Genomic DNA, 23,793 nt, shown 5'->3' with positions numbered 1-23,793 from the left:
TTTAATACTGCATTAATACCGTTTTTGCAGTACCAGATATTAATACAGTAATTCTCATCCATTAATTGATAAGAAAGGTAAGAGCATTTATGAGAAAGTCACGATATAGCGAAGAGCAAATCACAAATGCCATTAAAGCTTCTGAAACGGGAGTGAAAGTCAGGGAGATTTGTGAAGAGCTGGGCATTTCGGAGGCAACCTTCTATAGCTGGAAGAAAAAGTTTTCCGGACTTTCCTCTGAGGAAGGCCGTCGGATCAAAGAGTTAGAAGACAAACTGCAGAATCTCACGCGTGAGCTTCAGACCCTGAGCTCCGACAAAGAGATGCTGCAAAGCGTGCTGAAAAACTTCTTTACCACGAATGAAAAGCGTCAGGCGGTTAACTTCCTGCAAACCACCTTCGACATCGGAACCCGTCGCAGCTGCCGCCTGCTGGATATCAGCCGCAGCGTTTACCACTATCCTTCAGGTTCAGATAATCGCTAACGCCCTTGATACCAATGTTATTTGACTTAATGCTGAGATTTGTTCTTACCAGAAGAGATGAAGATCATTTAATCCGGCTTTCGCCACATAACATTGCGCACCACTTTTTCCTGATGAATATTGTCACGGAATCGCTTCCTTTTTTGCGGTAAAATCGATTCACACCAGCAAAAGTCTCGCTCCGCACGCCCTTTAGACGCAGCCCAATCTCATTCCGGTGAGATTGGCGCTTCGTTTATTACTTTATCACTATTTAACCTGTCTTCATTCTGCAGCGCATTCTGTTAAGCAATCATGAACAACGCGATAAAACGGCGCGCACACTCCCTCTGTTTTGCTGTGGATCTGTCCGTTGCGCTTTAGAAATCATTATTCGTTAATCCTTTCTTCGTTTAATCCATTCAGCACCAGGAATTTTCCTGTCAGAAAACTTCATCACCTTTAAACAATAAAGGTTGAAAACCTTACCGGATGCGAAACACCCGGCTTTTATGCATTGCCCGGTTTAATATTTTTTTGCGGAGCATAATGGGAATCTTTCTTAATGGCAGGCAAAAGGCTTCACCCTTAATTGGTTTTTCCAGGCAGGATTTCAGTGCCATAAACCAATAAAAACCGCGTGTTACAGGATTTTTCAATCCGTTAAACCTGGGGTTAATCCGAATATTTTCGCTATTCAGGCAGCATTAAGCTTCGGGCTAATCCGTTTTCGCGCTTCTTAGCCGCGAATCTTTACGCTGCCTGTCGGCGGAATTATGCAAAAAAGGAATTAAAAGCCGGTTCGTTAATCCGGCATTTGTTATAAACAGCGGGGATGGCGGCGCGGTACGCCCGATACAGCGGGAAAAGAGACCCGGTCAAATTCTTAAAAGCGCGAGAAAATGGCGGCCGCTGCCGGACAGCCGCCGCATGGATTTGCGTTTAGTCCAGTACCGCCAGCTGCTGTGGTTTGATACGCACAGCGTACATCACGCCGACAATCAGGCAGCCGATGCCCAGGCTGGTGAGCAGGGGCGGCCAGTTCTGGCGGTAGATAAAGGTCCACATTAATCCGGCCAGCGTCTCAAACACAATCAGCGGCCCCATGACCACGGTCGGCAGCCGCTGACTGGCGGCGTTCCAGCACAGCGCCGCCAGCCAGGAGCAGAGTAATCCCAGCGCCAGCATCAGAACGATAAAACGCAGCGGCTGTGGGCCGAACGGCAAACTAAACGCGGGCTGCTGCCAGTGAATCTGCAGACAGACCAGCAGGCAGAACACCAGCGCCAGCGGCAGTGTCACCAGCCCCTGCGCGGTGGCCCAGCTTGACGGCTTATGCTGCGGGTGCTGACGCAGCCAGCGGGCATTGCGTAGCGGATACCAGGTCCAGCAGGCCACCGCCATGATCGCCAGCGCCAGCCCGCTGAGGTAGCGCATCAGGCTGAAATCACTCTGCTGCCCCCGCAGTTCTGCCGCATTCACGCAAACCAGACCGGCAGCGATGATAATCAGCGCCGGCGTCAGCCTTTTCCACGGCAGCCGTCCTTCAAGATGGCCGTAACAGAGATTAGCGGTAACGGTGATCACCACCGGCAGCGTACCGATGATCATGGTGGAGACGGGGGCGCCGGTGCGCTGAATCGCGCTGGCCAGACAGGCGTAATACAGCAGATTACCGATCAGCGACAGCTTAACCGCTTCAATCCAGTCTTTTCGCGCCAGCTGCTTCAGTCGCCGGCGGCTGAGCCACGCCAGCGGTAACACGATCACGCCAAACGCCAGATAACGGCCGGCGGATTGCAGCGTACCGGGGTATTCGGGGATCAGCAGCGGCACGACAAAAATCATGCCCCACATCATGCCCGCTGCCAGCGCAAACACAATTCCTGCAAACATAGAAAAGCTTCCTTTATGGCTGTTTCGTGGCAGTGTGCCGGATGGCGCAGCAGAAAGCTTGTAGCAGATTGCGGTCAGCGCGCCGGCAGCACCTGCTTCTGGAAGCGGCCCGGCGTAATCCCATAGCGGTGGGCAAACGCCCGCGTCAGGTGCGCCTGATCGCTCAGGCCAACGGCGGCAGCCACCGACGCTGCGCTTTCGCCCTGCGCCAGTCGCTGCTTGGCATCGAATAAGCGGAAAGCCATCAGCATCTGATGTGGCGTGACGTGGAAGTGCTGTTTAAAGCTGCGCAGAAAATGCCACGGAGAAAGCCCGGCCAGCGCCGCCAGCGTCTCAAGCCGCACCGGTTCCGCCAGATTTTCACGCAGAAACGCCTTCACCGTATCAAAACGGTGCGCGCCCTCCTGCCGCCGCGCGCCGCCCTGATGGGCCAGCGGACGCAGCAACGCCAGTAATTCCAGCAGCAGGCTTTGTCGCTCCAGCGAACTCTGCGCCTGCCACATTTTGGCCAGCACCAGAGAAATCGGCTGCGCCAGCTGCGCGTCGGTGCGCAGGGCGTCACTGAACCACCAGTGACGATCGCCGGTTAAGCGCGTCATCTGCTGCGGATCGATGTAGATCATGCGGTAGCGCCAGCCCTGTTCACAGGCGGACTCGCCGGTATGGAGCTCGTCGGGGTTCATCATGATCAGGGAATGCTGCGGCGCTACGTAGCGGGTGCCGCGATAGCGGAAGCACTGTGCGCCGGCCTCAATGGTGCCGATGCCAAAGGCTTCGTGGGTATGCGGTTCGAAGGCATAGCGGGAGATGTGCGCCTGATAAAGCTCAATGCCCGGCAGCTCAGCACAGTGCTGAAACTGCGCGCGATCCTGCTCCCAGGGAAAAACATCCGGCACCACGTTCACAGCTTACCTCCACGTCAGACGAGTCAGTAAGCATGCGCGGCGCGGGGGAAAAATGCAAAGCGGAATCGCTTTACCTGCCCGGGTTTGCGGGGCGACACTGACCGTTCATCAGGAGAGGAGAAGATGATGGCACAACGCACATTGATCGTCGTTGACATGCAAAACGGCGTGCTGGCGACCCCACGCTATGACCGCGCCGGGCGCTGCGCGCGCATCAACCAGCTGATCGCGGCCGCCGATCGGGTGATTTTCATTCAGCATACCGGGCCGGGGCTAACGGTTGGCACAGAGGCGTGGCAGGTTGTACCCGAGCTGGTACAGCCCGCCCATGCGCTTTACGTTACCAAAACTGCGTGCGACAGCTTCTGGCAAACCGATCTGGCCGCGCAGCTGACGCAGCATGATATTGACAGCTTTGTGATCTGCGGCTGCGCCACGGATTACTGCGTGGATACCACGATCAAAGTCGGCGTGAGCCTGGGCTATCACATCACCGTTGCCGCCGATGCGCACACCACTGCCGATCGCACCTGGGTGAGCGCCGAGCAGCAGATTCAACAATACAACGAGATATGGGCCGATTTCATCATGCCGGGCAACCCGGTAGCGGTTCACAGCAGCGATGAGATACTTCGGGCGTGGCGACCGCATTAAGCCCCTGCCTGCCGGAGAAGCGGCAATAAAAAACCCCCGCACGGGCGGGGGCTGAGACCCATTCGTCGGGGAATAATCAGAACGGAATGTCGTCGTCGAAGTCCATGGGTGGTTCGTTATTCGCCGGCGCGCTCTGCTGCTGCGGACGCTGCTGTGCGCCGCCGCTGAACTGGTTGCCGCCCTGCGGCTGCTGTGGCTGGCCCCAGCCATTGTTGTTGCCGCCGCCCTGGCCACCTGCCGGTGCACCACCGCCGGTACCGCCCTGCTGACGGCCACCCAGCATCTGCATGGTGCCGCCCACGTTAACCACCACTTCAGTGGTGTATTTGTCCTGGCCGCTCTGGTCCTGCCACTTACGGGTACGCAGCTGACCTTCGATATAGACCTGCGAACCTTTGCGCAGATACTCACCGGCCACTTCCGCCAGCTTGCCGAACAGCACCACGCGGTGCCACTCTGTGATCTCTTTGTTTTCACCGGTTTGCTTATCGCGCCAGCTCTCTGACGTGGCCAGCGTAATGTTGGCTACCGCGCCACCATTTGGCATATAGCGCACTTCCGGATCCTGACCCAGATTCCCGACAAGAATCACTTTGTTTACGCCACGACTGGCCATGTTGCTGTCTCCCGATGAGTTGATGCAGTAAGTCTAAACGACAAATTCTAACACGTCCCTCTTTAAGATAGATACTTTGGAGCGTGCTTCCAGATTTTCGCAGCCGCCATGATAGCAAAAATACTGGATATTTATTCAGTTTATTTTTTGTGCCATAATGATGCGTTTCAGCCGATTCTGCTGCCAAGGCACAATCGGCCATGCTCAATCCGGGAAAGGTGAATGGATAAGATCGAAGTCCGCGGTGCTCGCACCCATAATTTGAAGAATATCAACCTGATCATCCCACGCGATAAGCTCATTGTGGTTACCGGTCTGTCAGGTTCCGGTAAGTCTTCGCTGGCGTTTGACACGCTCTATGCCGAAGGCCAGCGCCGCTATGTTGAATCGCTTTCGGCCTATGCGCGCCAGTTTCTTTCATTAATGGAGAAACCGGACGTTGACCATATTGAAGGTCTGTCGCCCGCCATTTCCATTGAGCAGAAATCCACGTCGCACAACCCGCGTTCGACGGTCGGCACCATTACCGAAATCCACGACTACCTGCGTCTGCTGTTTGCCCGCGTTGGCGAACCGCGCTGCCCGGATCATAACGTGACGCTGGCGGCACAGACCGTCAGTCAGATGGTGGATCAGGTGCTGGCGCAGGATGAAGGCCGCCGGCTGATGCTGCTGGCGCCGGTGGTTAAAGACCGCAAAGGCGAACACACCAAAACGCTGGAAAACCTGGCGGCCCAGGGCTACATCCGTGCGCGTATCGACGGGGAAGTGTGCGATCTTTCCGATCCACCCAAGCTGGAACTGCAGAAGAAGCACACCATTGAAGTGGTGATTGATCGCTTCCGCGTGCGTGATGACATGGCAACGCGTCTGGCAGAATCCTTTGAAACCACGCTGGAACTGAGCGGCGGCACGGCAATCGTCGCCGATATGGACGACGCCGACGCGGAAGAGATGCTGTTTTCGGCTAACTTCGCCTGCCCGGTGTGTGGCTACAGCATGCGCGAGCTGGAACCGCGCCTGTTTTCGTTTAACAACCCGGCAGGCGCCTGCCCGACCTGTGACGGTCTCGGCGTGCAGCAATATTTCGATCCCGATCGCGTGGTGCAGAATCCGGAACTGTCGCTGGCTGGCGGCGCCATTCGCGGCTGGGATCGCCGTAACTTCTACTATTTCCAGATGCTGCGCTCGCTGGCTGAGCATCTGGATTTTGACGTCGAAGCGCCGTTTGAAAGCCTGAGCGATAAAGCGCGCGACGTGATTCTCTACGGCTCCGGCAAAGAGAATATTGAATTCAAATACATCAACGATCGCGGTGATACGTCGGTACGCCGTCATCCGTTTGAAGGCGTGCTGCACAATATGGAGCGCCGTTATAAAGAGACGGAATCCAATGCGGTACGTGAAGAGCTGGCGAAGTTTATCAGCAACCGCGCCTGCGCCAGCTGTGAAGGCACCCGTCTGCGCCGCGAAGCGCGTCATGTGTTTGTGGAAGATACCAATCTGCCTACCATCTCAGATATGAGCATTGGTCATGCGATGGACTTCTTCCGCAACCTGAAGCTGAGCGGCCAGCGCGCAAAAATCGCGGAAAAAGTGCTGAAAGAGATTGGCGATCGCCTGAGCTTCCTGGTGAACGTCGGCCTTAACTACCTTTCCATGTCGCGCTCGGCGGAGACGCTCTCCGGTGGTGAGGCCCAGCGCATTCGTCTGGCCAGCCAGATTGGTGCGGGCCTGGTGGGCGTGATGTACGTGCTGGATGAACCCTCAATTGGTCTGCATCAGCGCGATAACGAACGTCTGCTGTCGACGCTGATCCACCTGCGCGATCTTGGCAACACCGTGATTGTGGTTGAGCACGATGAAGATGCGATTCGCGCAGCCGACCATATTATTGATATCGGTCCCGGCGCGGGCGTGCACGGCGGTCAGGTGGTGGCAGAGGGCGATGTCCACGCCATCATGGCGCACGAAGCGTCGCTGACCGGCCAGTTCCTGAGCGGCAAGCGCGAAATCGCTGTACCCGCCGAGCGGGTGAAAGGCGATCCGTCTAAAGTCCTGAAGCTGAGCGGTGCGCGCGGCAACAACCTGAAAGACGTGACGCTGACGATCCCGGTCGGACTCTTTACCTGTATTACCGGTGTCTCCGGCTCAGGTAAATCTACGCTGATCAACGACACATTGTTCCCGATTGCTCAGCGTCAGCTCAACGGTGCCACCAGCGGTGAAGTCGCCCCATACCGCGAAATCGCCGGCCTGGAGCATTTTGACAAGGTCATCGATATCGATCAGAGCCCGATTGGCCGCACACCGCGTTCTAACCCGGCCACCTATACCGGCATTTTTACGCCGGTACGCGAACTGTTCGCCGGTGTGCCGGAAGCGCGTTCACGCGGCTACAATCCGGGCCGCTTCAGCTTCAACGTGCGTGGCGGACGCTGTGAAGCCTGCCAGGGTGATGGTGTGATTAAGGTGGAGATGCACTTCCTGCCGGACATCTACGTGCCGTGCGATCAGTGCAAAGGCAAACGCTATAACCGCGAAACGCTGGAGATTAAATACAAAGGCCGCAGCATTCATGAAGTGCTGGAGATGACCATCGAAGAAGCCCGCGAGTTCTTTGATGCCGTACCGGCGCTGGCGCGTAAGCTCCAGACGCTGATGGATGTCGGGCTCTCCTATATCCGGCTCGGTCAGTCTGCCACGACGCTTTCCGGCGGTGAAGCGCAGCGCGTTAAGCTGGCGCGTGAGCTGTCAAAACGCGGCACCGGCCAGACGCTCTATATCCTGGACGAACCGACTACCGGTCTGCACTTTGCCGACATTCAGCAGCTGCTGGAAGTGCTGCATCAGCTGCGCGATCAGGGCAACACCATTGTGGTGATTGAACACAATCTTGATGTGATCAAAACCGCTGACTGGATTGTGGATCTGGGTCCGGAAGGCGGCAGCGGCGGCGGTGAAATTCTGGTAGCCGGCACGCCAGAGACGGTGGCTGAGTGTGAGCAATCCCACACGGCGCGCTTCCTGAAGCCCATGCTGAAAAAGTAAGGTCTGTGCGCACCGCCGCGTTTGCGGTGCGCTTTTTCCGGCCTGCCCTCACGCTTTCCCCCGCATATTACCCCACACACCGGCGCTTTTTTTGCCTGTTTACCTTGCGCTTTGCAGAAACAGGCAAGAATCAGACAACTTCAGGCATATACGCCTTCTCCCCTGCTGACTATCCTTACAGCGTTCACTTTTGGCGCACCCGCGCCATTGTCCTTCAGCCTGCTGAATGGACCTCTCGCAATATACTCACGACACATCCGACTGGAGACACCATGAATATTACCCATGCCTATGCCGCACAGGACGCGAAATCCAGACTCGCCCCGTTCGACTATAAGCCGCGTGAACTGCGTGCTCATGATGTACAGATTGAAGTGTTGTACTGTGGCGTTTGCCACTCAGACCTGCATCAGGCGCGTAACGAATGGAAAAATACCCTTTTCCCGGTGGTGCCAGGCCATGAAGTGGTCGGTCGCGTCACCGCAGTTGGCGCTCACACGCATAAATACAAAGTGGGCGATTTAGTCGGCGTCGGCTGCATGGTTGACTCCTGCCGCAGCTGCCCGAGCTGTCAGGAAGGGCTGGAGCAATACTGTGAAAATGGTTTTGTTGGCACCTACAATGGCCAGGATCGCGAAACCGGCGCCATCACCTATGGCGGCTACTCCACCAGCATGGTTGTGGACGAGAACTTCGTACTGCGCGTGCCGGAAAACCTGGATCTGGCCGGTGTGGCTCCGCTGCTGTGTGCCGGTATCACCACCTATTCACCGTTGCGCCACTGGAACGTCGGCCCGGGTAAAAAAGTTGGCATTGTGGGCCTGGGCGGCCTTGGTCATATGGGCGTGAAAATTGCCCATGCGATGGGCGCACACGTGGTGCTGTTCACTACCTCGCCCTCGAAAATTGAAGATGGCAAACGCCTCGGCGCCGATGAAGTGGTGATTTCCAAAGATGCCGATCAGATGGCACAGCACGCCAACAGCTTCGATTTTATTCTGAATACCGTGGCCGCTCAGCACGATCTCAACCCGTTTATTGCCCTGCTGAAGCGCGACGGCAATATGACGCTGGTTGGCGCGCCGGAGCACGACCACCCGGCACCGCAGGTGTTCAACCTGATCTTCAAGCGCCGCAGCATTGCCGGCTCGCTGATTGGCGGCATCGCAGAAACCCAGGAGATGCTGGATTTCTGCGGTCAACATGGCATTACTTCAGATATCGAACTGATCGCCATGAACCAGATTAATGACGCTTACGAACGCATGCTGAAAAGCGATGTAAAGTATCGTTTCGTCATTGATATCAATACCCTGCGTGAAGAGTCCGCGGCCTGATCGGCCCTACTCATCATGATGGCTGGCGCCCGCAGCATGCGTGGCGTCGGCCTGTTGCCAGGAGGCATCGACCAGGTAATAAATCTGCGAATCTTTCAGCTCACCATCCAGCCACAATGTGCTCCAGTGCGATTTGTTCAGATGTTCACTGGCAAACACATCGTGATGCTCATCCCGCAGTAACTCGGCCAGCGCCGGCGAGGTTTTCAGCGACAGCGCCGGGCGACCTTTGACATCATGTACCATGGCGAACAGCACCCCATTGCTTTTAATCTGCGTGGCGTCCCAGGCATCTTTATAACTCTGCGCTGCCCCAGGCTTGCTCATGCAGTAGGTCAGCAGATCGGAAATCGTCATCGTTTATTCCCCCTGTAAAGTCGCGATAATGCGCCGCGCGCCGCCCTGCACCCGATGTTCGCCCAGCCAGATCCCCTGCCAGGTGCCCAGCACCAGCCGCCCGCGGCTAACCGGAAGCAGCAGCGACACGCCCAGCAGCGAAGATTTAATATGCGCCGGCATGTCGTCTGCACCTTCGTAATCATGCTGATAAGGCGCGTCCTCCGGGACATGACGCAGGAAATGTTGCTCCATGTCGCTGCGCACGGTGGGATCGCAATTTTCATTGAGCGTCAGCGAAGCGGAAGTGTGCTGCAACAGCAGATGTAACTGGCCGATACGCACATCGGCCAAACCGGTGAGCTGGCTGACAATCTCCTCCGTCACTAAATGAAAACCGCGCGTTTTGGCGCTGAGCGTAAGCGTTTGTTGCTGCCACATGCGAGTGTCCTTAATCAAATACACCGTTTAAGTGTGCAGCATGTCGGCAAAAGGTAAACCCTGTGGCAGGGAAAAAAGGCAGAGCGTGAACTCTGCCGTGTGGTTTAGTCGGGGAGTTTCTCCGCCAGGGCTTTCACGCCGGCGACGCTATCGTGCGCCAGCCGTTCGCCATATTCCTTATCGGCTTTATAGAAATAGGAAAGCATCGCCATGCGGCTCCGGGCGTCAGCGTTTTTCAGCGCGCGCCCCAGCGTGTTGATCAGATCGGCGCGCTCTTTGGCGCTGAACGAACGATACAGCTCACCCGCCTGCCTGAAGTTCCGGGGTTTGGTTATGGCGGCCTGTTGCGTCATGCCGCTCAGGGGCGTGTGGCTGTAGCGTGCGCTTTGCAGCTCTTCCCGGGGATAGATACGGCTTGGCTGGTAATTCACCCCTTTGTCGTCTGCGTGCTCGCTGTTCATGGCACCCGCCTGATTACCGTTGCTCACCGGAACCCGTGGCGCATTCACTGGCAGCGACAGCGCGTTGGCGCCAATGCGGTACATCTGCGTATCCGCGTAGGAGAACAGGCGCCCCTGCAGCAGGCGATCTTCCGAAGGCTCAATGCCCGGCACGAGGTTGGAAGGTGCCATCGCCACCTGCTCGGTTTGCTGGAAGACGTTATTGACGTTGCGGTTCAGCACCATCTGGCCGACCTTCACTTCCGCAATGCCCGGCCAGATTTTGGTGGCGTCCAGCGGGTTAAAATCGAATTTATCAATGTCGCTGGCGGGCAGCACCTGAATGTAGAGATCCCATTTTGGGAAGTCACGCCGATCGATGGCAGCCACCAGATCTTCGGTCATATGGCTGTAGCTGCGCCCCTGCATGGCAGCAACCTGCTGCGGATCAAGATTCCTTTCACCCTGCAGCGATTTCCAGTGGAACTTCACGTAGTGCACCTCGCCTTTCGCGTTCACAAATTTATAGGCGTGCACGCTGTTGCCGTCCATTTCGCGGTAACTTGCTGGCGTGCCCATGTTAGAAAACAGCATGGTCAGAGCGTGCGTGGCTTCCGGCACATGGGAAAAGAAATCAAAGGTGCGCGCATCGTTATCCAGATTGGTGCGCGGGTCCGGCTTGAAGGCGTGCACCATATCCGGAAATTTGATGGCATCGCGGATAAAAAACACCGGCAGATTGTTGCCGACCAAATCCCAGTTGCCCTGGCTGGTATAAAATTTGGTGGCGAAACCGCGCGGATCGCGCAGCGTTTCCGGCGAATCTTTACCGTGCACCACGCTGGAGAAGCGCACAAAAACCGGTGTCACCGTGCCGGGTTTAAAGAGAGCGGCCAGCGTCAGATCGCTGAGGTCTTTGCTGGCATGAAATTCACCGTGCGCCCCGGTGCCACGCGCATGTACCACGCGCTCCGGGATACGTTCCCGATCAAAACGCTGCAGTTTTTGAATCAGCTGCACGTCCTGCAGCAACACCGCGCCGTTACTGCCTGCGGTTTGTGCGTTCTGGTTATCGCCTACCGGCGCGCCGTTGTCGCGCGTCAGCTCGGTGGCAGCGGCGGGCAAAGCGCATGCCAGCGCGGTGAAAAAGCCGAGGGGTTTCAGTGCAAAGGGGAAATAGCGCATGGGCGGTTCCTTATTATAGAGTGACAAGCCGTCTGGTGCTGCGCATCAGAGCGAACCCGCAACGCTAATAGTGCCGCTAACAGGAACCCACAAGACCCGTCCCGAACAGGACAAAAAAACCACCCGCCGGCTGGCTGAGTGGTTCTGGTTACAGATTAAAAGCGCGGATTACATCACTGCGGCAAAGGCTTCCGCCACCTGATTGACGTTGCGGCGGTTCAGCCCGGCCACGCACATACGGCCGCTGGCAATCAGATAAACGCCGAACTCATCACGCAGGCGATCCACCTGCTGTGCGCTCAGGCCGGTGTAGCTGAACATGCCGCGCTGTTTCAGCAGGTAATCGAAATTTTTGCCCGGCAGTTTAGTGCGCAGCACGTCCACCAGCGCCTGACGCATCTCCGTAATACGCACGCGCATTGCTTCCACCTCTGCCAGCCAGCTGTTTCGCAGCGCTTCATCGTTCAGTACGCAGGCGACCACCTGTGCGCCAAAGTTTGGCGGACTGGAGTAGTTACGACGGACGGTTGCCTTCAGCTGACCCAGCACGCGAGCGGCTTCTTCTGCACTGTCGCACACTACCGACAGGCCGCCGACGCGCTCGCCATACAGCGAGAAGATTTTAGAGAAGGAGTTGCTGACCAGCGCCGGCAGACCTGCGGCGGCAACCGCGCGAATAGCATACGCATCCTCTTCCATACCGGCGCCAAAGCCCTGGTAGGCAATATCGAGGAAAGGAATCAGCTCCTGCGCTTTCAGCACCTCAACGGTTTCATCCCACTGCGCGTTTGTCAGATCGGCACCGGTCGGGTTATGGCAGCAGGGATGCAGCAGCACGATGGACTGCTTCGGCAGGGTTTTCAGCGTGGCGATGAACGCCGCAAAATTCACCCCGTGCGTCGCCGCGTCGTACCACGGATAGGTGTGCACATCAAAGCCGGCACCGTTAAAAATGGCAACGTGGTTTTCCCAGGTGGGATCGCTCACCCAGACGCTGGCCTGCGGGAAATAGCGGCGAAGGAAATCGGCACCTACTTTTAAGGCACCGGAGCCGCCTACGGTCTGAATAGCGGCAATGCGGCCCGCCTGCAGCATCGGATGGTCTTTTCCAAACAGCAGAGGCGCAATCGCGTTACGGTACGGACCAAAGCCTTCCATAGGCAGATAGAGCGATGCCTGATGCGGCTGCGCCTGCAGGCGCTCTTCCGCGGCGGCCACCGCCTGCAGCTGAGGAATAATGCCCGTTTCGTTGTAATAAAGACCGATGCTCAGGTTCACTTTATGGTCGCGCGGGTCCTGCTTAAAAGTTTCCATCAGCGACAGAATCGGATCGCCGGCATAGGCATCAACGTTTTGAAACACGGTGCAGATCTCCATGATTGGTCATATACAGGGCGTCGGTATCGTTACACTGTGTAGCGGCCGGGGCGGTGGTTCATCGCGATGATAAGGTTTAGTATCACCGCGCCCGCCACGGAGGCCAGCAGCATAGGGAGCGACACAACAAACAGCGAGGCTACCACGACGCAGGTATCCACCGCCATTTGCACTTTCCCGGCGCGCAGGCCGAAGCGATCCTGCAGCCACAGCGCCAGAATATTGACGCCGCCCAGGCTGGCTTTGTGCCGGAACAACACTATAAACCCAATCCCCATCACCACGTTACCGAACAGCGTCGCATAAAACGGATTCAGCACAGAAAAATGGATGAACAGCGGATGCAGCTGGGTGAACAGGGAAACCAACCCGACAGCGCAAAAGGTTTTCAGGGTAAATTCCCGGCCCATGCGGCGAATGGCCAGCCAGTAAAACGGCAGATTGATAAGAAAAAACAGGCTGCCAAACGAAAGCGGCGACAGGTAACTGAGGAGAAAAGCGATGCCTGCGGTGCTGCCGGTCAGCGCCCCTGCCTGCTTCAGCATCATGACCCCAAACGACACCATCAGCGTACCCAGCACGATGGCCAGCGCATCTTCAATACGGGAGTGGGGAATCCGGTCAGGCGGTAAGACGTTATCCATGGTGCGCTCTCTGTGCAAATGATGACGCTCAAATGCAAAAAATGCACCACATCGGCGGCTTCCTGTCGCCGCCGATGGGTGCCAGCGATTATCCAATTGATAACTAAGGCGCTTTATTGCAGGTTTTTGTGCATCAAACGTTATCTTTATAAGCGATTCATGCACAAATCAGGTTTTCAGTGCGCACATCCTGCGGTATTAAGGCGGATGCTGCACCAAATCAGCACATCATGCACTTTTCTGGCGCGCTTTGTGCTGCGGAATCATCATCAGGCCGTTCTCTTTCAGCCGGTTCAGCACCACCGAGGTTTTGACGTGCGCCACGCTCTGATGCCCGGCCACCAGCTGGCTGATCAGCGCGCTGAGCGCAGAAAGATCCGCTACCGCCACTTTCAGCAGGTAATCCGCATCGCCGGTGGTTTTAAACGCATCGACGATCGCCGGCTCTTCTTCAACCATGCGGTGAAAATTGTCTTCGTAATCGGGGGTGTGATTTTTCAGCCTGACCTCAATCAGCCCGACCATCCCCAGCCCCACGGCATCCGGAGAGAGGCGAGCGTGGTAGCCGAGAATGAGGTTTGCCTGTTCAAGATTAATGCGGCGACGTGAACATTGCGACGCCGAAAGCCCGACTAAATCACTGAGTTCCTGGTTGGTTAGCCGACCGTTAGATTGTAAGAGTGTCAGTATCTTAAGGTCGTAATCGTCTACCTGAGTCATTCTGTTTCCGCAGCGTTATAGGGTTCGCTTTGCTACAGATAACCTGATTAAAGCCGGGGTTGTCCAACACTATTTTCTGATGACGTGAGGTGCATGCACAAATCGTGCATGCACCCTGATAAAGCGGCTTATTCGTCGTCGTATTGCGGGCCAGCGTAGTTATCAAACCGCGACCACTGGCCGTTAAAGGTCAGTCGCACGGTACCGATCGGGCCGTTACGCTGTTTACCGATGATGATCTCAGCGATGCCTTTCAGATCGCTGTTTTCGTGATAAACCTCATCGCGGTAGATGAACATGATCAAATCCGCATCCTGCTCGATCGAGCCGGATTCACGCAGATCCGAGTTTACCGGACGCTTGTCTGCACGCTGCTCCAGCGATCGGTTAAGCTGCGACAGCGCCACCACCGGCACGTTCAGCTCCTTCGCCAGCGCCTTGAGCGAGCGCGAGATCTCCGCGATTTCCAGCGTACGGTTGTCCGAGAGCGACGGCACACGCATCAGCTGCAGGTAGTCGATCATGATCAGACTCAGGCCGCCGTTCTCGCGGAAGATGCGGCGCGCGCGCGAACGCACTTCAGTAGGCGTCAGGCCGGAAGAGTCATCGATATACATATTCTTCTTTTCTAACAGAATGCCCATCGTGGCCGAGATGCGCGCCCAGTCTTCATCTTCCAGCTGGCCGGTACGGATGCGGGTCTGATCGACGCGCGACAGTGACGCCAGCATACGCATCATGATCTGCTCGCTGGGCATCTCCAGACTGAAGATCAGCACCGGCTTGTCGCTGATCATGGCGGCGTTTTCACACAGGTTCATGGCGAAGGTGGTTTTACCCATCGACGGACGCGCGGCCACGATAATCAGATCCGAGCCCTGCAGGCCAGCGGTCTTTTTGTTGAGATCCTGATAGCCGGTATCCACTCCGGTGACGCCATCGTGCGGCGTAGAGACCAGCGCTTCAATACGGGAAACCGTTGCTTCCAGAATCTGTTCAATATTTTGCGGACCCGCATCTTTACTGGCGCGCGCTTCAGCGATTTTGAAGACGTTGGATTCTGCAAAATCCAGCAGCTCTTCACTGCTGCGCCCCTGCGGATCGTAACCGGCATCGGCAATCTGGTTCGCGACCGAGATCATCTCACGCACCACGGCGCGTTCCCGCACAATGTCGGCGTATGCGCCAATGTTTGCCGCACTCGGGGTATTTTTAGCCAGTTCGGCCAGGTAGGCAAAGCCGCCAGCCATCTCCAGCTCGCCGCGGGTTTCCAGCGATTCTGACAGCGTAATCAGGTCAATGGGCTGGCCGGCTTCCAGCAGACGCTGCATTTCGGCAAAAATCATGCGGTGTGAGCGGTTGAAGAAATCATCCGCTACCACGCGCTCCGAAACGTTATCCCAGCGCTCGTTATCCAGCATCAACCCACCGAGCACCGACTGCTCCGCCTCAATGGAATGTGGCGGCATCTTCACGCCTTCCAGCTGCCGATCGCGGGGTTCGTTCGATTTGTTGGTGGGTTTATTTCCTGCCATAGTGAATGCATTACCGATCGTGAAAGGGACGCGCAAGTATACCGTCCCGGGATGAACAATCACAGGAGTCAGAATGGCAAAGCGCATAGCGTTCAACCAGTACGGTGGCCCGGACGTGCTGCAGTGGGTCGATTTTGAGATTGCCGATCCCGCTGACCACGAGGTGCAGGTGGAAAATAAGGCGATAGGCATCAACTACATTGATACCTACGTGCGCAGCGGCCTTTATCCGGTTGCAAGCCTGCCCTCCGGCCTGGGCACCGAAGCGGCGGGCATTGTGAAAAAAGTGGGTTCCGCCGTCACGCTGTTTAAACCGGGTGACCGCGTGGTGTACTGCCAGGCTGCGGCCGGTGCCTACAGCGAACTGCACAATGTTGCAGAGGAGCGGCTGGCAATCCTGCCGGAAAGTCTCTCTTTTGAGCAGGGCGCCGCCTCGTTTCTGAAAGGCCTGACGGTGCAATATCTGCTGCGTCAGACCTATAAAGTGAAAGCCGATGAAATTTTTCTGTTCCATGCCGCTGCGGGCGGCGTGGGGCTGATTGCCTGCCAGTGGGCGAAAGCGCTGGGGGCTCATCTGATTGGCACGGTCGGCTCGGCAGAAAAAGCGCGCATCGCCAAAGATGCCGGTGCCTGGGCGACCATCAACTACCGCGAAGAGGATATTGCCGCACGCGTCAGTGCGCTGACACAGGGTGAGAAAGTGGCGGTGGTGTATGACTCCGTCGGTAAAGATACCTGGGAGGCTTCGCTCGACTCCCTGCGTCGTCATGGCCTGATGGTGAGTTTTGGTAATGCTTCCGGTCCGGTGACCGGTGTTGATTTGGGAATTTTAAACCGCAAAGGCTCACTGTTTGTAACGCGCCCTTCTCTGTTTGGCTATATCACTAACCGTGAAGAGCTGGACCGCGCCAGTGCTGAACTGTTCTCTCTTATCGCCAGCCGCGCGATTAAGGTGAATGTACCAGAGCAGCAGAAATTTGCGTTGCGCGATGCCGCGCGGGCGCATCAGGTTCTGGAGAGCCGCGCGACGCAGGGCTCCAGTTTGCTGCTGCCCTGAAAAGCAGAAATAACAAGGGCTTCCCGAAGGAAGCCCTGTTTTCTTTCTTTTTTATAGTTCGCGCTGGTTGTAGGGACAGCGGCGATGAATACGTTTTCAAATCACGGTGACTATCCTGACAGAAAACATAAGTAAAAAATATGTTTAATTGCGAATTCCTGTTAAGCAATGCCAACTCTGTGATCGCAACCGCATTTACCGCCACTCATTTCGCTCTAAGTTCCTGATTTTCCTTTTCAGCCTGTTCAGCTTTGCTTCTCCCTGCGGCGTGGTAAAGGCGCGATACAGCCAGGCGACCACCATTGCCAGCACCAGCCACGGCAACAATTTAATAACAAGCGCAAACAGTCCGCCAAGGAACATCAGCGCGGTGGCAACGACCAGTGCTGCGATAACGCCCAGCAATGAAACGCCGGTCAGCAGCAGCATCAGAAAAAAGCCGATAACAAAGACGATTTCCACAAAGGCTCTCCTGTTCAGATGACAGAGAGACTATTACAAGATGCGTGCCAGCTTTATTGCGCAGGTAACTCACTGTAATGCGGGCTTTTACGCCATTTATGCCGCGCACAACTGAGCAAATTCACTAACAGATAGTGAATTTGACCGGGGAACAGTAAAGTCACGGGCGACCAGCAGGATGATGGCAAAGAACACACAGGCGCGCTGGCGCGCGCCAGGAGAGAGAAATTACGCTTCCTGCGGGATTTTATCCGCCACCAGCGCCAGGGCCGCTTCCAGCACGCGGACATCAGCGCCGGGCTTATGCGCATTTTCACTGAGATGACGACGCCACTGACGCGCACCCGGAATGCCCTGGAACAGGCCAAGCATGTGGCGCGTCACGTGACCCAGATAAGTGCCTTTTGACAGCTCAGCTTCAATATAGGGATACATGGCGCGCACAACCGCAACCGGGTCCGCTGCCGGCGTGGTGCGGCCAAACAGTTCGCGATCAACCTGCGCCAGAATTCCCGGATTCTGATAGGCTTCGCGCCCCATCATGACACCATCCATATGTTGCAGATGCGCTTTTGCCTCTTCCAGCGTTTTAATGCCGCCGTTGATTGCCATGGTCAGCGCCGGGAAATCCCGTTTCAGCTGATAGACACGCGGATAATCCAGTGGCGGTATCTCCCGGTTCTCTTTCGGGCTGAGGCCGGAAAGCCAGGCTTTACGGGCGTGAATAATAAAAGTGTCGCAGCCGCCTTTTTCCGCCACGGTGCCAACAAAGTCGCACAGAAACGCGTAGCTGTCCTGCTCATCAATGCCGATGCGGGTTTTGACCGTTACCGGAATGCTGACGACATCACGCATGGCTTTGATGCAGTCCGCGACGAGGGCAGCTTCCCCCATCAGGCAGGCACCGAAACGGCCGTTTTGCACGCGATCGGATGGACAACCGACGTTGAGGTTGATTTCGTCGTAGCCCCGCGCTTCGGCCAGCTTTGCACACTGCGCCAGCGCAGCCGGATCGCTGCCACCTAACTGCAGCGCCAGCGGATGCTCCTCTTCGCTGTAAGCCAGGTAGTCGCCTTTACCGTGAATAATGGCACCGGTGGTGACCATCTCGGTGTACAGCAGCGTGTCGCCGCTCAGCTGACGATGGAAGTAACGGCAGTGGCGGTCAGTCCAGTCCAGCATTGGCGCGATGGAAAAACGTTGCGAAGAGAAAGTATCGGTCATGAAACGCAGTAAATCCGGAGTTAAGTGATGAGAAACTGCGCAATGATAGCACAGCAATGACGGGCGACACAGCCGCCCGTCATCGGGTGCTTAGAAGTTAAACCCGAGCTGCATCATCGCGCCCCAGGTATTGTCTTTTCCGACTGAACCGGCAAGGTCCAGATGCACGGCATTGTTAAACGGCGCAACGCCCACGCCAGCCGTAAATACATTGGTGTCGGTGGATTTCATATCGGCCCGGTAACCGGCACGCAGTGCCAGCCAGTCCAGCACGCGATATTCACCGCCCACGCCGGCGTACTGGCTGGTCTCCTGCGATTTAAAGCGTTTGGTTTCCGTTAAATCAACATCGCCGCTCAGCGTCACCGGTCCGCTTTTCCATGCCAGGCCGGTCGTGACCAGCGGACGAATCTGGTAGGTATCGCGGTAGCCATTCACCTCTTTGGTATCAATATCACGCGAAATCAGGTTCTGTCCGGTGACGCCAAAGGTCCAGTTCTCAGCAAAGTCAGTGGCGATGCCGGCATCCACGTTAAAACCGGTATCCGTGCTGCGGTAGCGGCCATTTTTCAGATCATTTTTATCGTAGTCGTACACGCTGGCGCTGTAGTTATACAGCCAGGTCTTCTGCAGTTTTGGCGTCACGCCGACGGAAACCGGATGGCCGGCGACAGTGAACTCATGCGCCATGGCTACCCCGTAATCGGTGATCAGCGCCGCCAGGCCATTGGCGCTGGAGCGCAGCGTGTTCTGATCGCCGGGAGCCGGAATACGCGTACCATCGGCCACGCTCTGCAGGTAATCAATATCGCTCTGCACCACATTGGCCCGGATATGCGCCGTTCCGTAGGCTTTCGCTACAAACGCAAACGGCAGCGTTTCGTTGGGTATGGAAACCGCCAGCGCGACACCAGCAGTACCGTTGGCTTTATTGCCGCGCAGGCCGCGTAGCTGCTCCGCCATATCTCCGGCCGCTGCTTTGACCTGCGTATAGCCTTCAAGCACTCTGGCGGGCGACAGGCTTTGGATGCTATCGCGATAGAAGTCTTCGGTATCGCGGTAACGGTTCACGGTATCGGTGATATCGTCAATGCGATCCACTAATTTGTCTTTATCGGTAATCTGTACGCCAGCTGAAGGAAAGATGATGCTGACGTTGTCTTCCGGTTGTGCTTTGGTCATCAGTGCCGGGTTCGCCAGCACCGCTGAACTCCAGGTTGACGAGGCAACCCCGGTACCGCCCATTGCATCGTTGCGGGCGTCATACCAGGTGCCGGCAGCCAGCACGGAAGAGGAAACAAATACTGCATTAAAACCAACGAGATAAGCTAACTTTTTGCGCCTGAATAAAGTCTTCACCATGAGCCTGCCATCACCTTTTGCATGTCGTGGAGCATCACGACTACGGAATAATTAATTAGCCCTATTCTGAATGCTGGCTAACGTTTTATTGCTGTGAATTGAAAGGAAATAGCACTGCTATTCGCAGAATTGGTCATACCTGAACCATTCTGCTGTTGTTTTACGCAGTAAAATGATCGTTAGGTAAACTGGTGCCAGAAATTACTTTAGGTGTTTTGAACCATAACCACTAACTGCGTGAGTTGTAAAGCAAAATGCTTAACATCCCTTTCAGAAAATTCACATACTCCAAAGGCGACCGGCCTGTAACGAGACTTAAGCATTAGAAAAAATGATTAATCTGCTGAAATTTCAGGCGCTTTCCTGTCAGGGAAGAGAAAATGCTTTCCCGGCACGGCAATCGCGAGTGTGATAAAATAACATCACCCGTTTCCAGGAGAATGCTTATGACCACTCTCACGCCCGAACAACTTCTCACTGAGGCAGAATCACTTTGCCTGGCGCGCGGCGTGCGTCTCACACCGCAACGTGCAGAAGTGCTGCGACTCATGGCCGGACAAAAGGGAGCAGTCAGCGCTTACGATCTGCTGGATCAGCTGCGCCTCAGTGAGCCGCAGGCAAAGCCGCCGACCATTTACCGTGCACTGGATTTTCTGCTGGAGCAGGGATTTATCCACCGGGTTGAATCCAATAACAGCTACGTGGTGTGCCACCATCTCGATGAGCCGGCACATACGTCGGTCATGCTGGTGTGCGACCGCTGTGCTGCGGTTAACGAAAAGCATGCGCACGGCGTGGAAAACATCATTGAGGGACTGGCAAAACAGACCGGCTTTACCCTGCGACACAGTGTGATTGAAGCGCATGGTTTATGCGGTGATTGTGCGGAAGTGGCAGCCTGTACGCAACAGGAGAACTGTCATCATGACCATGCTGCAGAAAGCGGGAAAAAAACGCGAAAAGGGTAACCGGCACATCCCTGTGCCAGGCTGATCGGCCGATCAGCGGGCAGGCGCCTCATCCATAAAGTGGCAGACCTACCAGCGGTAGTCTTTGTTGTGACTTTCCCAGTCGCTGACTTCGCGCTCGGCTTCGTCTTTGGCGTAGCCGTAACGCTCCTGGATTTTACCAACAAGCTGATCGCGTTTGCCTTCAATCACGGTGAGGTCATCATCCGTTAGCTTGCCCCATTTTTCTTTGAACTTGCCTTTGAACTGTTTCCAGTTACCGCTCGCTTCGTCTTTGTTCATCATAATCCTCCACGTCTTCCTGAGTGAAATGCGATGATCACCTGTAATTCAGGGAAAACATCGACACAACGCGCTACTTATTTGCGTCGTTTAAGATAATTATAGTAGCCGCTTCGGATTTTGCAGACGTTACAGATTAATCTGAACCCGCGCTGCGCTTATTCAGACGGTGAACCAGCTGTCATGCTGCCAGTGGCGCCGCCACATTAGCCAGAGCGTCAGACCACGTAGTGCCAGAAACACCGCCAGCGCCAGCCACAAGCCATGATTGCCCAGCCAGGGCACCGTCAGCAGCGTCACACCATATCCGGACGCCGCGATCATCATGCTGTTACGCATTTCCCGCCCGCGTGTTGCGCCGATAAACATGCCGTCCAGCAGATAACACCATACGCCTGTCAGCGGCAGAATGACCTGCCACAGCAGATAGCGATCGGCCATTTCGCGCAGCGAGGTAAGGGAGGTCAGCAGGGCCACAATCTGCGCGCCGCTGCAGGCATAAATAGCGGCAAACAGCAGAGCGACGATGCCCGCCTGACGACAGGCGGCCTGCCAGACAGCCAGTAAACGCTCACGATCGCGCGCACCGGTGGCCTCACCCGAGCAGGCTTCCACGGCGTAAGCGAAACCGTCAAGCGCATAGGCGGTAAACGTCAGAAACATCAGTAAGACGGCGTTAACCGCCACCACTTCTGGCCCGATACGCGCGCCCAGCATGGTGAGCGAAGCAAAGCAGATCTGCAGCATTAGCGAGCGCAGCATAATGTCACGGTTAAGCCGGAACAACCGGCCGGCATCGCCGCGCCAGCTGCGTTTCAGCAGGCTAAAGGTGATCCCGCGCAGGGCCAGCACGCGGACGACCATCCAGAGACCCACTGCCAGCGTGACATACTCCGCCAGCGCCGTGGCGGCGGCGGTGCCAGCTACGCCCCAGTGCAGGTGCAGCACCAGCAGCAGATCGAGCAGGATGTTCACCAGATTGCCGACAATCAGCAGCACCACCGGCGCACGCGCATACTGCACGCCCAGCAGCCAGCCCAGGATCACCATATTTGCCAGCGTGGCGGGAGCGCTCAGCCAGCGAATATGCATAAAGATTTGTGCCTGCTGCTGCACTTCCGCGCTGCCGCCCATCAGCAGGGTTGCCAGCCTACTGGCCGGCAGGCGCAGCAGCATCAGCACCATCCCGGCAAGCAGTGCAATCAGCAGCGGCTGCACCAGCGACCGGGCCAGCGCAGATTTATCGCCGGCGCCCAGCGCCTGAGCGGTAAGCCCGGTGGTGCTCATGCGCAGGAACAGCAGCAGCATAAAAATAAAACTGGTCGCGGTGGTGCCGGTGGCGACGCCACCCAGATAAACCGGACTGTCGAGATGGCCGATAACGGCAGTGTCTGCCACACCCAGCAGCGGGACGGTGATATTCGACAGGATCATCGGCAGCGCCAGCCGCCACAGTGCTTTATCGGAGGAGGAAAACAGCCGCATCAGCGCATTCCCTTGTTGACGATCGTCAGCCTGCTGATAGCGCATAAGGCTGCACAGAGGGGTTCAGGAGGCGTAAAAAGGCAGACTGCGGGCAGCACACGCGTGCTGCCACAGCGGGGGGATTACTGCAACGTGACGATCAGAGCCACTCACCGTTACGCACAATACCTACGGCAAGGCCTTCGACCGTCAGCGACTGTTCACGGGTATCCACGACGATGGGCTGGAAATCGCTGTTCTCCGGCAGCAGCTGCACAATGGAGCCCTGCTTCTTCCAGCGTTTTACGGTGACTTCGTCGTCAATGCGCGCCACGACAACCTGGCCGTTACGCACTTCCTGGGTTTTATGCACAGCGAGCAGATCGCCATCCATAATACCGATATCTTTCATCGACATGCCGCTGACGCGTAGCAGGAAATCCGCCGAAGGTTTGAACAGGTTTGCATCCACCTGATAGTGCGTTTCGATGTGCTCCTGCGCCAGCAGAGGCTCACCGGCAGCGACGCGACCGATCAGCGGCAGGCCTTCGCTGACCTCTTCTTCCATCAGCAGGCGAATGCCGCGTGACGCACCAGAGACAATTTCAATGACGCCTTTACGCGCCAGGGCTTTAAGGTGCTCTTCGGCAGCATTCGGCGAGCGGAAGCCGAGTTGCGAAGCAATTTCAGCACGCGTTGGCGGCATGCCCGTCTGATTAATATGGTCGCGAATCAGATCATAGACCTGTTGCTGCCTGCTGGTTAACGCTTTCATCCCGCCCCCTGGTTGTTTATACAGTCGCTGTGAGTATATACAGGTATTGGCGAAATGAAAACCGAAACCGGGGGAAAAATCAGCGGTTTGATGAATCCGGAATGTTTATCGCAAATGCGACCAGAGCAGCGTGATCCAGACAAACAGCGCCAGTAGAATGGCCAGCAGAACCGCCGCAGAGCCCATATCTTTCGCACGGCCTGCCAGCGGATGCCGCTCCTGGCCGATACGGTCCACTACGGCTTCAATGGCGCTGTTAAGGATTTCTACAATCATCACCAGTACGACAGAACCAATCAGCAGCACGCGCGTTATCGCTTCCACGTCCAGCCAGCAGGCGATGACAATGGCAACCAGCACAGCGATAGCCTCCTGGCGAAACGCAGCTTCATGCTGCCAGGCTGCACGCAGCCCCTGCCACGAGTAACCGGCTGCTTTTACAATTCTCTGAATACCGGTGACGTTATTTGCCATGTATGTGGAACCCTTAAGTGGTTTTGACGTCAATGTCTGGGCAGCGCGAAATGGTCAGGCCACAGATCTTCGCTGCACTTTCTGGTATGCTTGCCGCGCTTTGCTAACAAGAGGCTTCAAGTTG

23 protein-coding genes are annotated in these 23,793 nt (G+C 56.3%); 6 read left to right on the top strand and 17 right to left on the bottom strand.

All coding sequences use genetic code 11. The features are described 5' to 3' along the window. The first annotated feature begins 89 nt into the window (after window positions 1-89). Entirely contained in the window at window positions 90-485 is a 396-nt protein-coding gene (locus D8B20_RS01505; RefSeq protein WP_145886476.1) for a transposase, read from the top strand. 921 nt (window positions 486-1,406) lie between these two features. Here the strand turns inward: D8B20_RS01505 and D8B20_RS01500 are convergent. Further along, on the bottom strand, window positions 1,407-2,360 hold the full coding sequence (locus D8B20_RS01500) for a DMT family transporter (protein WP_145886474.1): 954 nt from the start codon (window positions 2,358-2,360) through the stop codon (window positions 1,407-1,409). Between the two features lie 74 nt (window positions 2,361-2,434). Next, on the bottom strand, window positions 2,435-3,265 hold the full coding sequence (locus tag D8B20_RS01495) for an AraC family transcriptional regulator (RefSeq protein WP_145886472.1): 831 nt from the start codon (window positions 3,263-3,265) through the stop codon (window positions 2,435-2,437). A 126-nt stretch (window positions 3,266-3,391) separates the two neighbouring features. On the opposite strand from D8B20_RS01495, the gene D8B20_RS01490 reads away from it, so the two are divergent. Then, window positions 3,392-3,919: an isochorismatase family protein gene (locus D8B20_RS01490; protein WP_145890337.1), complete on the top strand. Its 528-nt coding sequence runs from the start codon at window positions 3,392-3,394 to the stop codon at window positions 3,917-3,919. 76 nt (window positions 3,920-3,995) lie between these two features. On the opposite strand, the gene ssb1 is transcribed toward D8B20_RS01490, so the two are convergent. Then, window positions 3,996-4,535, bottom strand: coding sequence for a single-stranded DNA-binding protein SSB1 (ssb1, locus tag D8B20_RS01485; RefSeq protein ID WP_145886470.1), 540 nt, complete (start codon window positions 4,533-4,535; stop codon window positions 3,996-3,998). A 222-nt stretch (window positions 4,536-4,757) separates the two neighbouring features. Here ssb1 and uvrA point away from each other — a divergent pair, with 222 nt between their 5' ends. After that, on the top strand, window positions 4,758-7,586 hold the full coding sequence (gene uvrA / locus D8B20_RS01480) for an excinuclease ABC subunit UvrA (protein WP_145886468.1): 2,829 nt from the start codon (window positions 4,758-4,760) through the stop codon (window positions 7,584-7,586). 272 nt (window positions 7,587-7,858) lie between these two features. Further along, window positions 7,859-8,923 carry an NAD(P)-dependent alcohol dehydrogenase gene (locus D8B20_RS01475; RefSeq protein WP_145886466.1) on the top strand — a complete coding sequence of 355 codons (1,065 nt, stop codon included), beginning with the start codon at window positions 7,859-7,861 and terminating at the stop codon, window positions 8,921-8,923. Between the two features lie 6 nt (window positions 8,924-8,929). Here the strand turns inward: D8B20_RS01475 and D8B20_RS01470 are convergent, their stop codons facing one another. The 7 genes from D8B20_RS01470 to dnaB form a co-directional block, all read right to left on the bottom strand. Next, complete coding sequence (locus D8B20_RS01470; RefSeq protein WP_145886464.1) at window positions 8,930-9,280, bottom strand: MmcQ/YjbR family DNA-binding protein; 351 nt, start codon at window positions 9,278-9,280, stop codon at window positions 8,930-8,932. Between the two features lie 3 nt (window positions 9,281-9,283). Then, the gene (locus tag D8B20_RS01465) at window positions 9,284-9,700 is read right to left on the bottom strand and encodes a secondary thiamine-phosphate synthase enzyme YjbQ (RefSeq protein ID WP_145886462.1); all 417 of its coding nucleotides are present in this window, start codon (window positions 9,698-9,700) and stop codon (window positions 9,284-9,286) included. A 104-nt stretch (window positions 9,701-9,804) separates the two neighbouring features. Continuing rightward, complete coding sequence (locus tag D8B20_RS01460) at window positions 9,805-11,325, bottom strand: catalase (RefSeq protein ID WP_145886461.1); 1,521 nt, start codon at window positions 11,323-11,325, stop codon at window positions 9,805-9,807. Between the two features lie 168 nt (window positions 11,326-11,493). Next, window positions 11,494-12,687, bottom strand: a complete 1,194-nt coding sequence (locus tag D8B20_RS01455) for an amino acid aminotransferase (RefSeq protein WP_145886459.1) — start codon at window positions 12,685-12,687, stop codon at window positions 11,494-11,496. A 44-nt stretch (window positions 12,688-12,731) separates the two neighbouring features. Next, window positions 12,732-13,346 (bottom strand): YitT family protein, encoded by a 615-nt coding sequence (locus D8B20_RS01450; RefSeq protein WP_145886457.1) that lies wholly within the window; start codon window positions 13,344-13,346, stop codon window positions 12,732-12,734. A 228-nt stretch (window positions 13,347-13,574) separates the two neighbouring features. Beyond that, window positions 13,575-14,066: an Lrp/AsnC family transcriptional regulator gene (locus D8B20_RS01445; protein ID WP_145886455.1), complete on the bottom strand. Its 492-nt coding sequence runs from the start codon at window positions 14,064-14,066 to the stop codon at window positions 13,575-13,577. A 128-nt stretch (window positions 14,067-14,194) separates the two neighbouring features. Continuing rightward, window positions 14,195-15,601 (bottom strand): replicative DNA helicase, encoded by a 1,407-nt coding sequence (gene dnaB / locus D8B20_RS01440; protein WP_145886453.1) that lies wholly within the window; start codon window positions 15,599-15,601, stop codon window positions 14,195-14,197. Window positions 15,602-15,674: 73 nt separating this feature from the next. On the opposite strand from dnaB, the gene D8B20_RS01435 reads away from it, so the two are divergent. Continuing rightward, window positions 15,675-16,658, top strand: a complete 984-nt coding sequence (locus D8B20_RS01435; RefSeq protein WP_145886451.1) for a quinone oxidoreductase — start codon at window positions 15,675-15,677, stop codon at window positions 16,656-16,658. A 195-nt stretch (window positions 16,659-16,853) separates the two neighbouring features. Here the strand turns inward: D8B20_RS01435 and pspG are convergent, their stop codons facing one another. The 3 genes from pspG to D8B20_RS01420 all read right to left on the bottom strand — a co-directional run bounded on the left by pspG (window position 16,854) and on the right by D8B20_RS01420 (window position 19,706). Continuing rightward, window positions 16,854-17,087, bottom strand: coding sequence for an envelope stress response protein PspG (gene pspG / locus D8B20_RS01430; RefSeq protein WP_261388082.1), 234 nt, complete (start codon window positions 17,085-17,087; stop codon window positions 16,854-16,856). Between the two features lie 261 nt (window positions 17,088-17,348). Next, on the bottom strand, window positions 17,349-18,344 hold the full coding sequence (gene dusA / locus D8B20_RS01425) for a tRNA dihydrouridine(20/20a) synthase DusA (protein ID WP_145886446.1): 996 nt from the start codon (window positions 18,342-18,344) through the stop codon (window positions 17,349-17,351). 90 nt (window positions 18,345-18,434) lie between these two features. After that, window positions 18,435-19,706 carry a conjugal transfer protein TraF gene (locus D8B20_RS01420; RefSeq protein ID WP_145886444.1) on the bottom strand — a complete coding sequence of 424 codons (1,272 nt, stop codon included), beginning with the start codon at window positions 19,704-19,706 and terminating at the stop codon, window positions 18,435-18,437. Between the two features lie 446 nt (window positions 19,707-20,152). Here D8B20_RS01420 and zur point away from each other — a divergent pair, with 446 nt between their 5' ends. Then, entirely contained in the window at window positions 20,153-20,674 is a 522-nt protein-coding gene (zur, locus tag D8B20_RS01415) for a zinc uptake transcriptional repressor Zur (RefSeq protein WP_145886442.1), read from the top strand. A gap of 69 nt (window positions 20,675-20,743) precedes the next feature. On the opposite strand, the gene D8B20_RS01410 is transcribed toward zur, so the two are convergent. From D8B20_RS01410 to D8B20_RS01395, 4 genes are all read right to left on the bottom strand, one after another. Further along, window positions 20,744-20,956, bottom strand: coding sequence for a CsbD family protein (locus D8B20_RS01410; RefSeq protein WP_145890335.1), 213 nt, complete (start codon window positions 20,954-20,956; stop codon window positions 20,744-20,746). Between the two features lie 162 nt (window positions 20,957-21,118). Beyond that, window positions 21,119-22,441 carry an MATE family efflux transporter DinF gene (gene dinF / locus D8B20_RS01405; protein WP_145890333.1) on the bottom strand — a complete coding sequence of 441 codons (1,323 nt, stop codon included), beginning with the start codon at window positions 22,439-22,441 and terminating at the stop codon, window positions 21,119-21,121. A gap of 139 nt (window positions 22,442-22,580) precedes the next feature. Further along, window positions 22,581-23,195, bottom strand: coding sequence for a transcriptional repressor LexA (gene lexA, locus D8B20_RS01400; protein ID WP_145886440.1), 615 nt, complete (start codon window positions 23,193-23,195; stop codon window positions 22,581-22,583). 105 nt (window positions 23,196-23,300) lie between these two features. After that, on the bottom strand, window positions 23,301-23,669 hold the full coding sequence (locus D8B20_RS01395) for a diacylglycerol kinase (protein ID WP_145886437.1): 369 nt from the start codon (window positions 23,667-23,669) through the stop codon (window positions 23,301-23,303). Window positions 23,670-23,793: the final 124 nt, after the last annotated feature.

Source organism: Candidatus Pantoea soli, from assembly GCF_007833795.1.
In the GTDB taxonomy this organism is placed as follows: Bacteria; Pseudomonadota; Gammaproteobacteria; order Enterobacterales; family Enterobacteriaceae; genus Pantoea; species Pantoea soli.
This window is presented reverse-complemented; position numbering and strand designations above follow the sequence as displayed.

Bases quoted from the DNA above. Each gene is read 5' to 3' on its own strand.
- D8B20_RS01470 (WP_145886464.1), bottom strand. From the start codon at position 9,280: ATGACGATTTCCGATCTGCTGACCTACTGCATGAGCAAGCCTGGGGCA.
- D8B20_RS01505 (WP_145886476.1), top strand. From the start codon at position 90: ATGAGAAAGTCACGATATAGCGAAGAGCAAATCACAAATGCCATTAAA.
- D8B20_RS01410 (WP_145890335.1), bottom strand. From the start codon at position 20,956: ATGAACAAAGACGAAGCGAGCGGTAACTGGAAACAGTTCAAAGGCAAG.
- dinF (WP_145890333.1), bottom strand. From the start codon at position 22,441: ATGCGGCTGTTTTCCTCCTCCGATAAAGCACTGTGGCGGCTGGCGCTG.
- ssb1 (WP_145886470.1), bottom strand. From the start codon at position 4,535: ATGGCCAGTCGTGGCGTAAACAAAGTGATTCTTGTCGGGAATCTGGGT.
- uvrA (WP_145886468.1), top strand. From the start codon at position 4,758: ATGGATAAGATCGAAGTCCGCGGTGCTCGCACCCATAATTTGAAGAAT.
- zur (WP_145886442.1), top strand. From the start codon at position 20,153: ATGACCACTCTCACGCCCGAACAACTTCTCACTGAGGCAGAATCACTT.
- D8B20_RS01490 (WP_145890337.1), top strand. From the start codon at position 3,392: ATGGCACAACGCACATTGATCGTCGTTGACATGCAAAACGGCGTGCTG.
- D8B20_RS01420 (WP_145886444.1), bottom strand. From the start codon at position 19,706: ATGGTGAAGACTTTATTCAGGCGCAAAAAGTTAGCTTATCTCGTTGGT.
- lexA (WP_145886440.1), bottom strand. From the start codon at position 23,195: ATGAAAGCGTTAACCAGCAGGCAGCAACAGGTCTATGATCTGATTCGC.
- dusA (WP_145886446.1), bottom strand. From the start codon at position 18,344: ATGACCGATACTTTCTCTTCGCAACGTTTTTCCATCGCGCCAATGCTG.
- D8B20_RS01475 (WP_145886466.1), top strand. From the start codon at position 7,859: ATGAATATTACCCATGCCTATGCCGCACAGGACGCGAAATCCAGACTC.
- D8B20_RS01445 (WP_145886455.1), bottom strand. From the start codon at position 14,066: ATGACTCAGGTAGACGATTACGACCTTAAGATACTGACACTCTTACAA.
- D8B20_RS01395 (WP_145886437.1), bottom strand. From the start codon at position 23,669: ATGGCAAATAACGTCACCGGTATTCAGAGAATTGTAAAAGCAGCCGGT.
- dnaB (WP_145886453.1), bottom strand. From the start codon at position 15,601: ATGGCAGGAAATAAACCCACCAACAAATCGAACGAACCCCGCGATCGG.
- D8B20_RS01435 (WP_145886451.1), top strand. From the start codon at position 15,675: ATGGCAAAGCGCATAGCGTTCAACCAGTACGGTGGCCCGGACGTGCTG.
- pspG (WP_261388082.1), bottom strand. From the start codon at position 17,087: ATGCTGCTGCTGACCGGCGTTTCATTGCTGGGCGTTATCGCAGCACTG.
- D8B20_RS01450 (WP_145886457.1), bottom strand. From the start codon at position 13,346: ATGGATAACGTCTTACCGCCTGACCGGATTCCCCACTCCCGTATTGAA.
- D8B20_RS01465 (WP_145886462.1), bottom strand. From the start codon at position 9,700: ATGTGGCAGCAACAAACGCTTACGCTCAGCGCCAAAACGCGCGGTTTT.
- D8B20_RS01500 (WP_145886474.1), bottom strand. From the start codon at position 2,360: ATGTTTGCAGGAATTGTGTTTGCGCTGGCAGCGGGCATGATGTGGGGC.
- D8B20_RS01460 (WP_145886461.1), bottom strand. From the start codon at position 11,325: ATGCGCTATTTCCCCTTTGCACTGAAACCCCTCGGCTTTTTCACCGCG.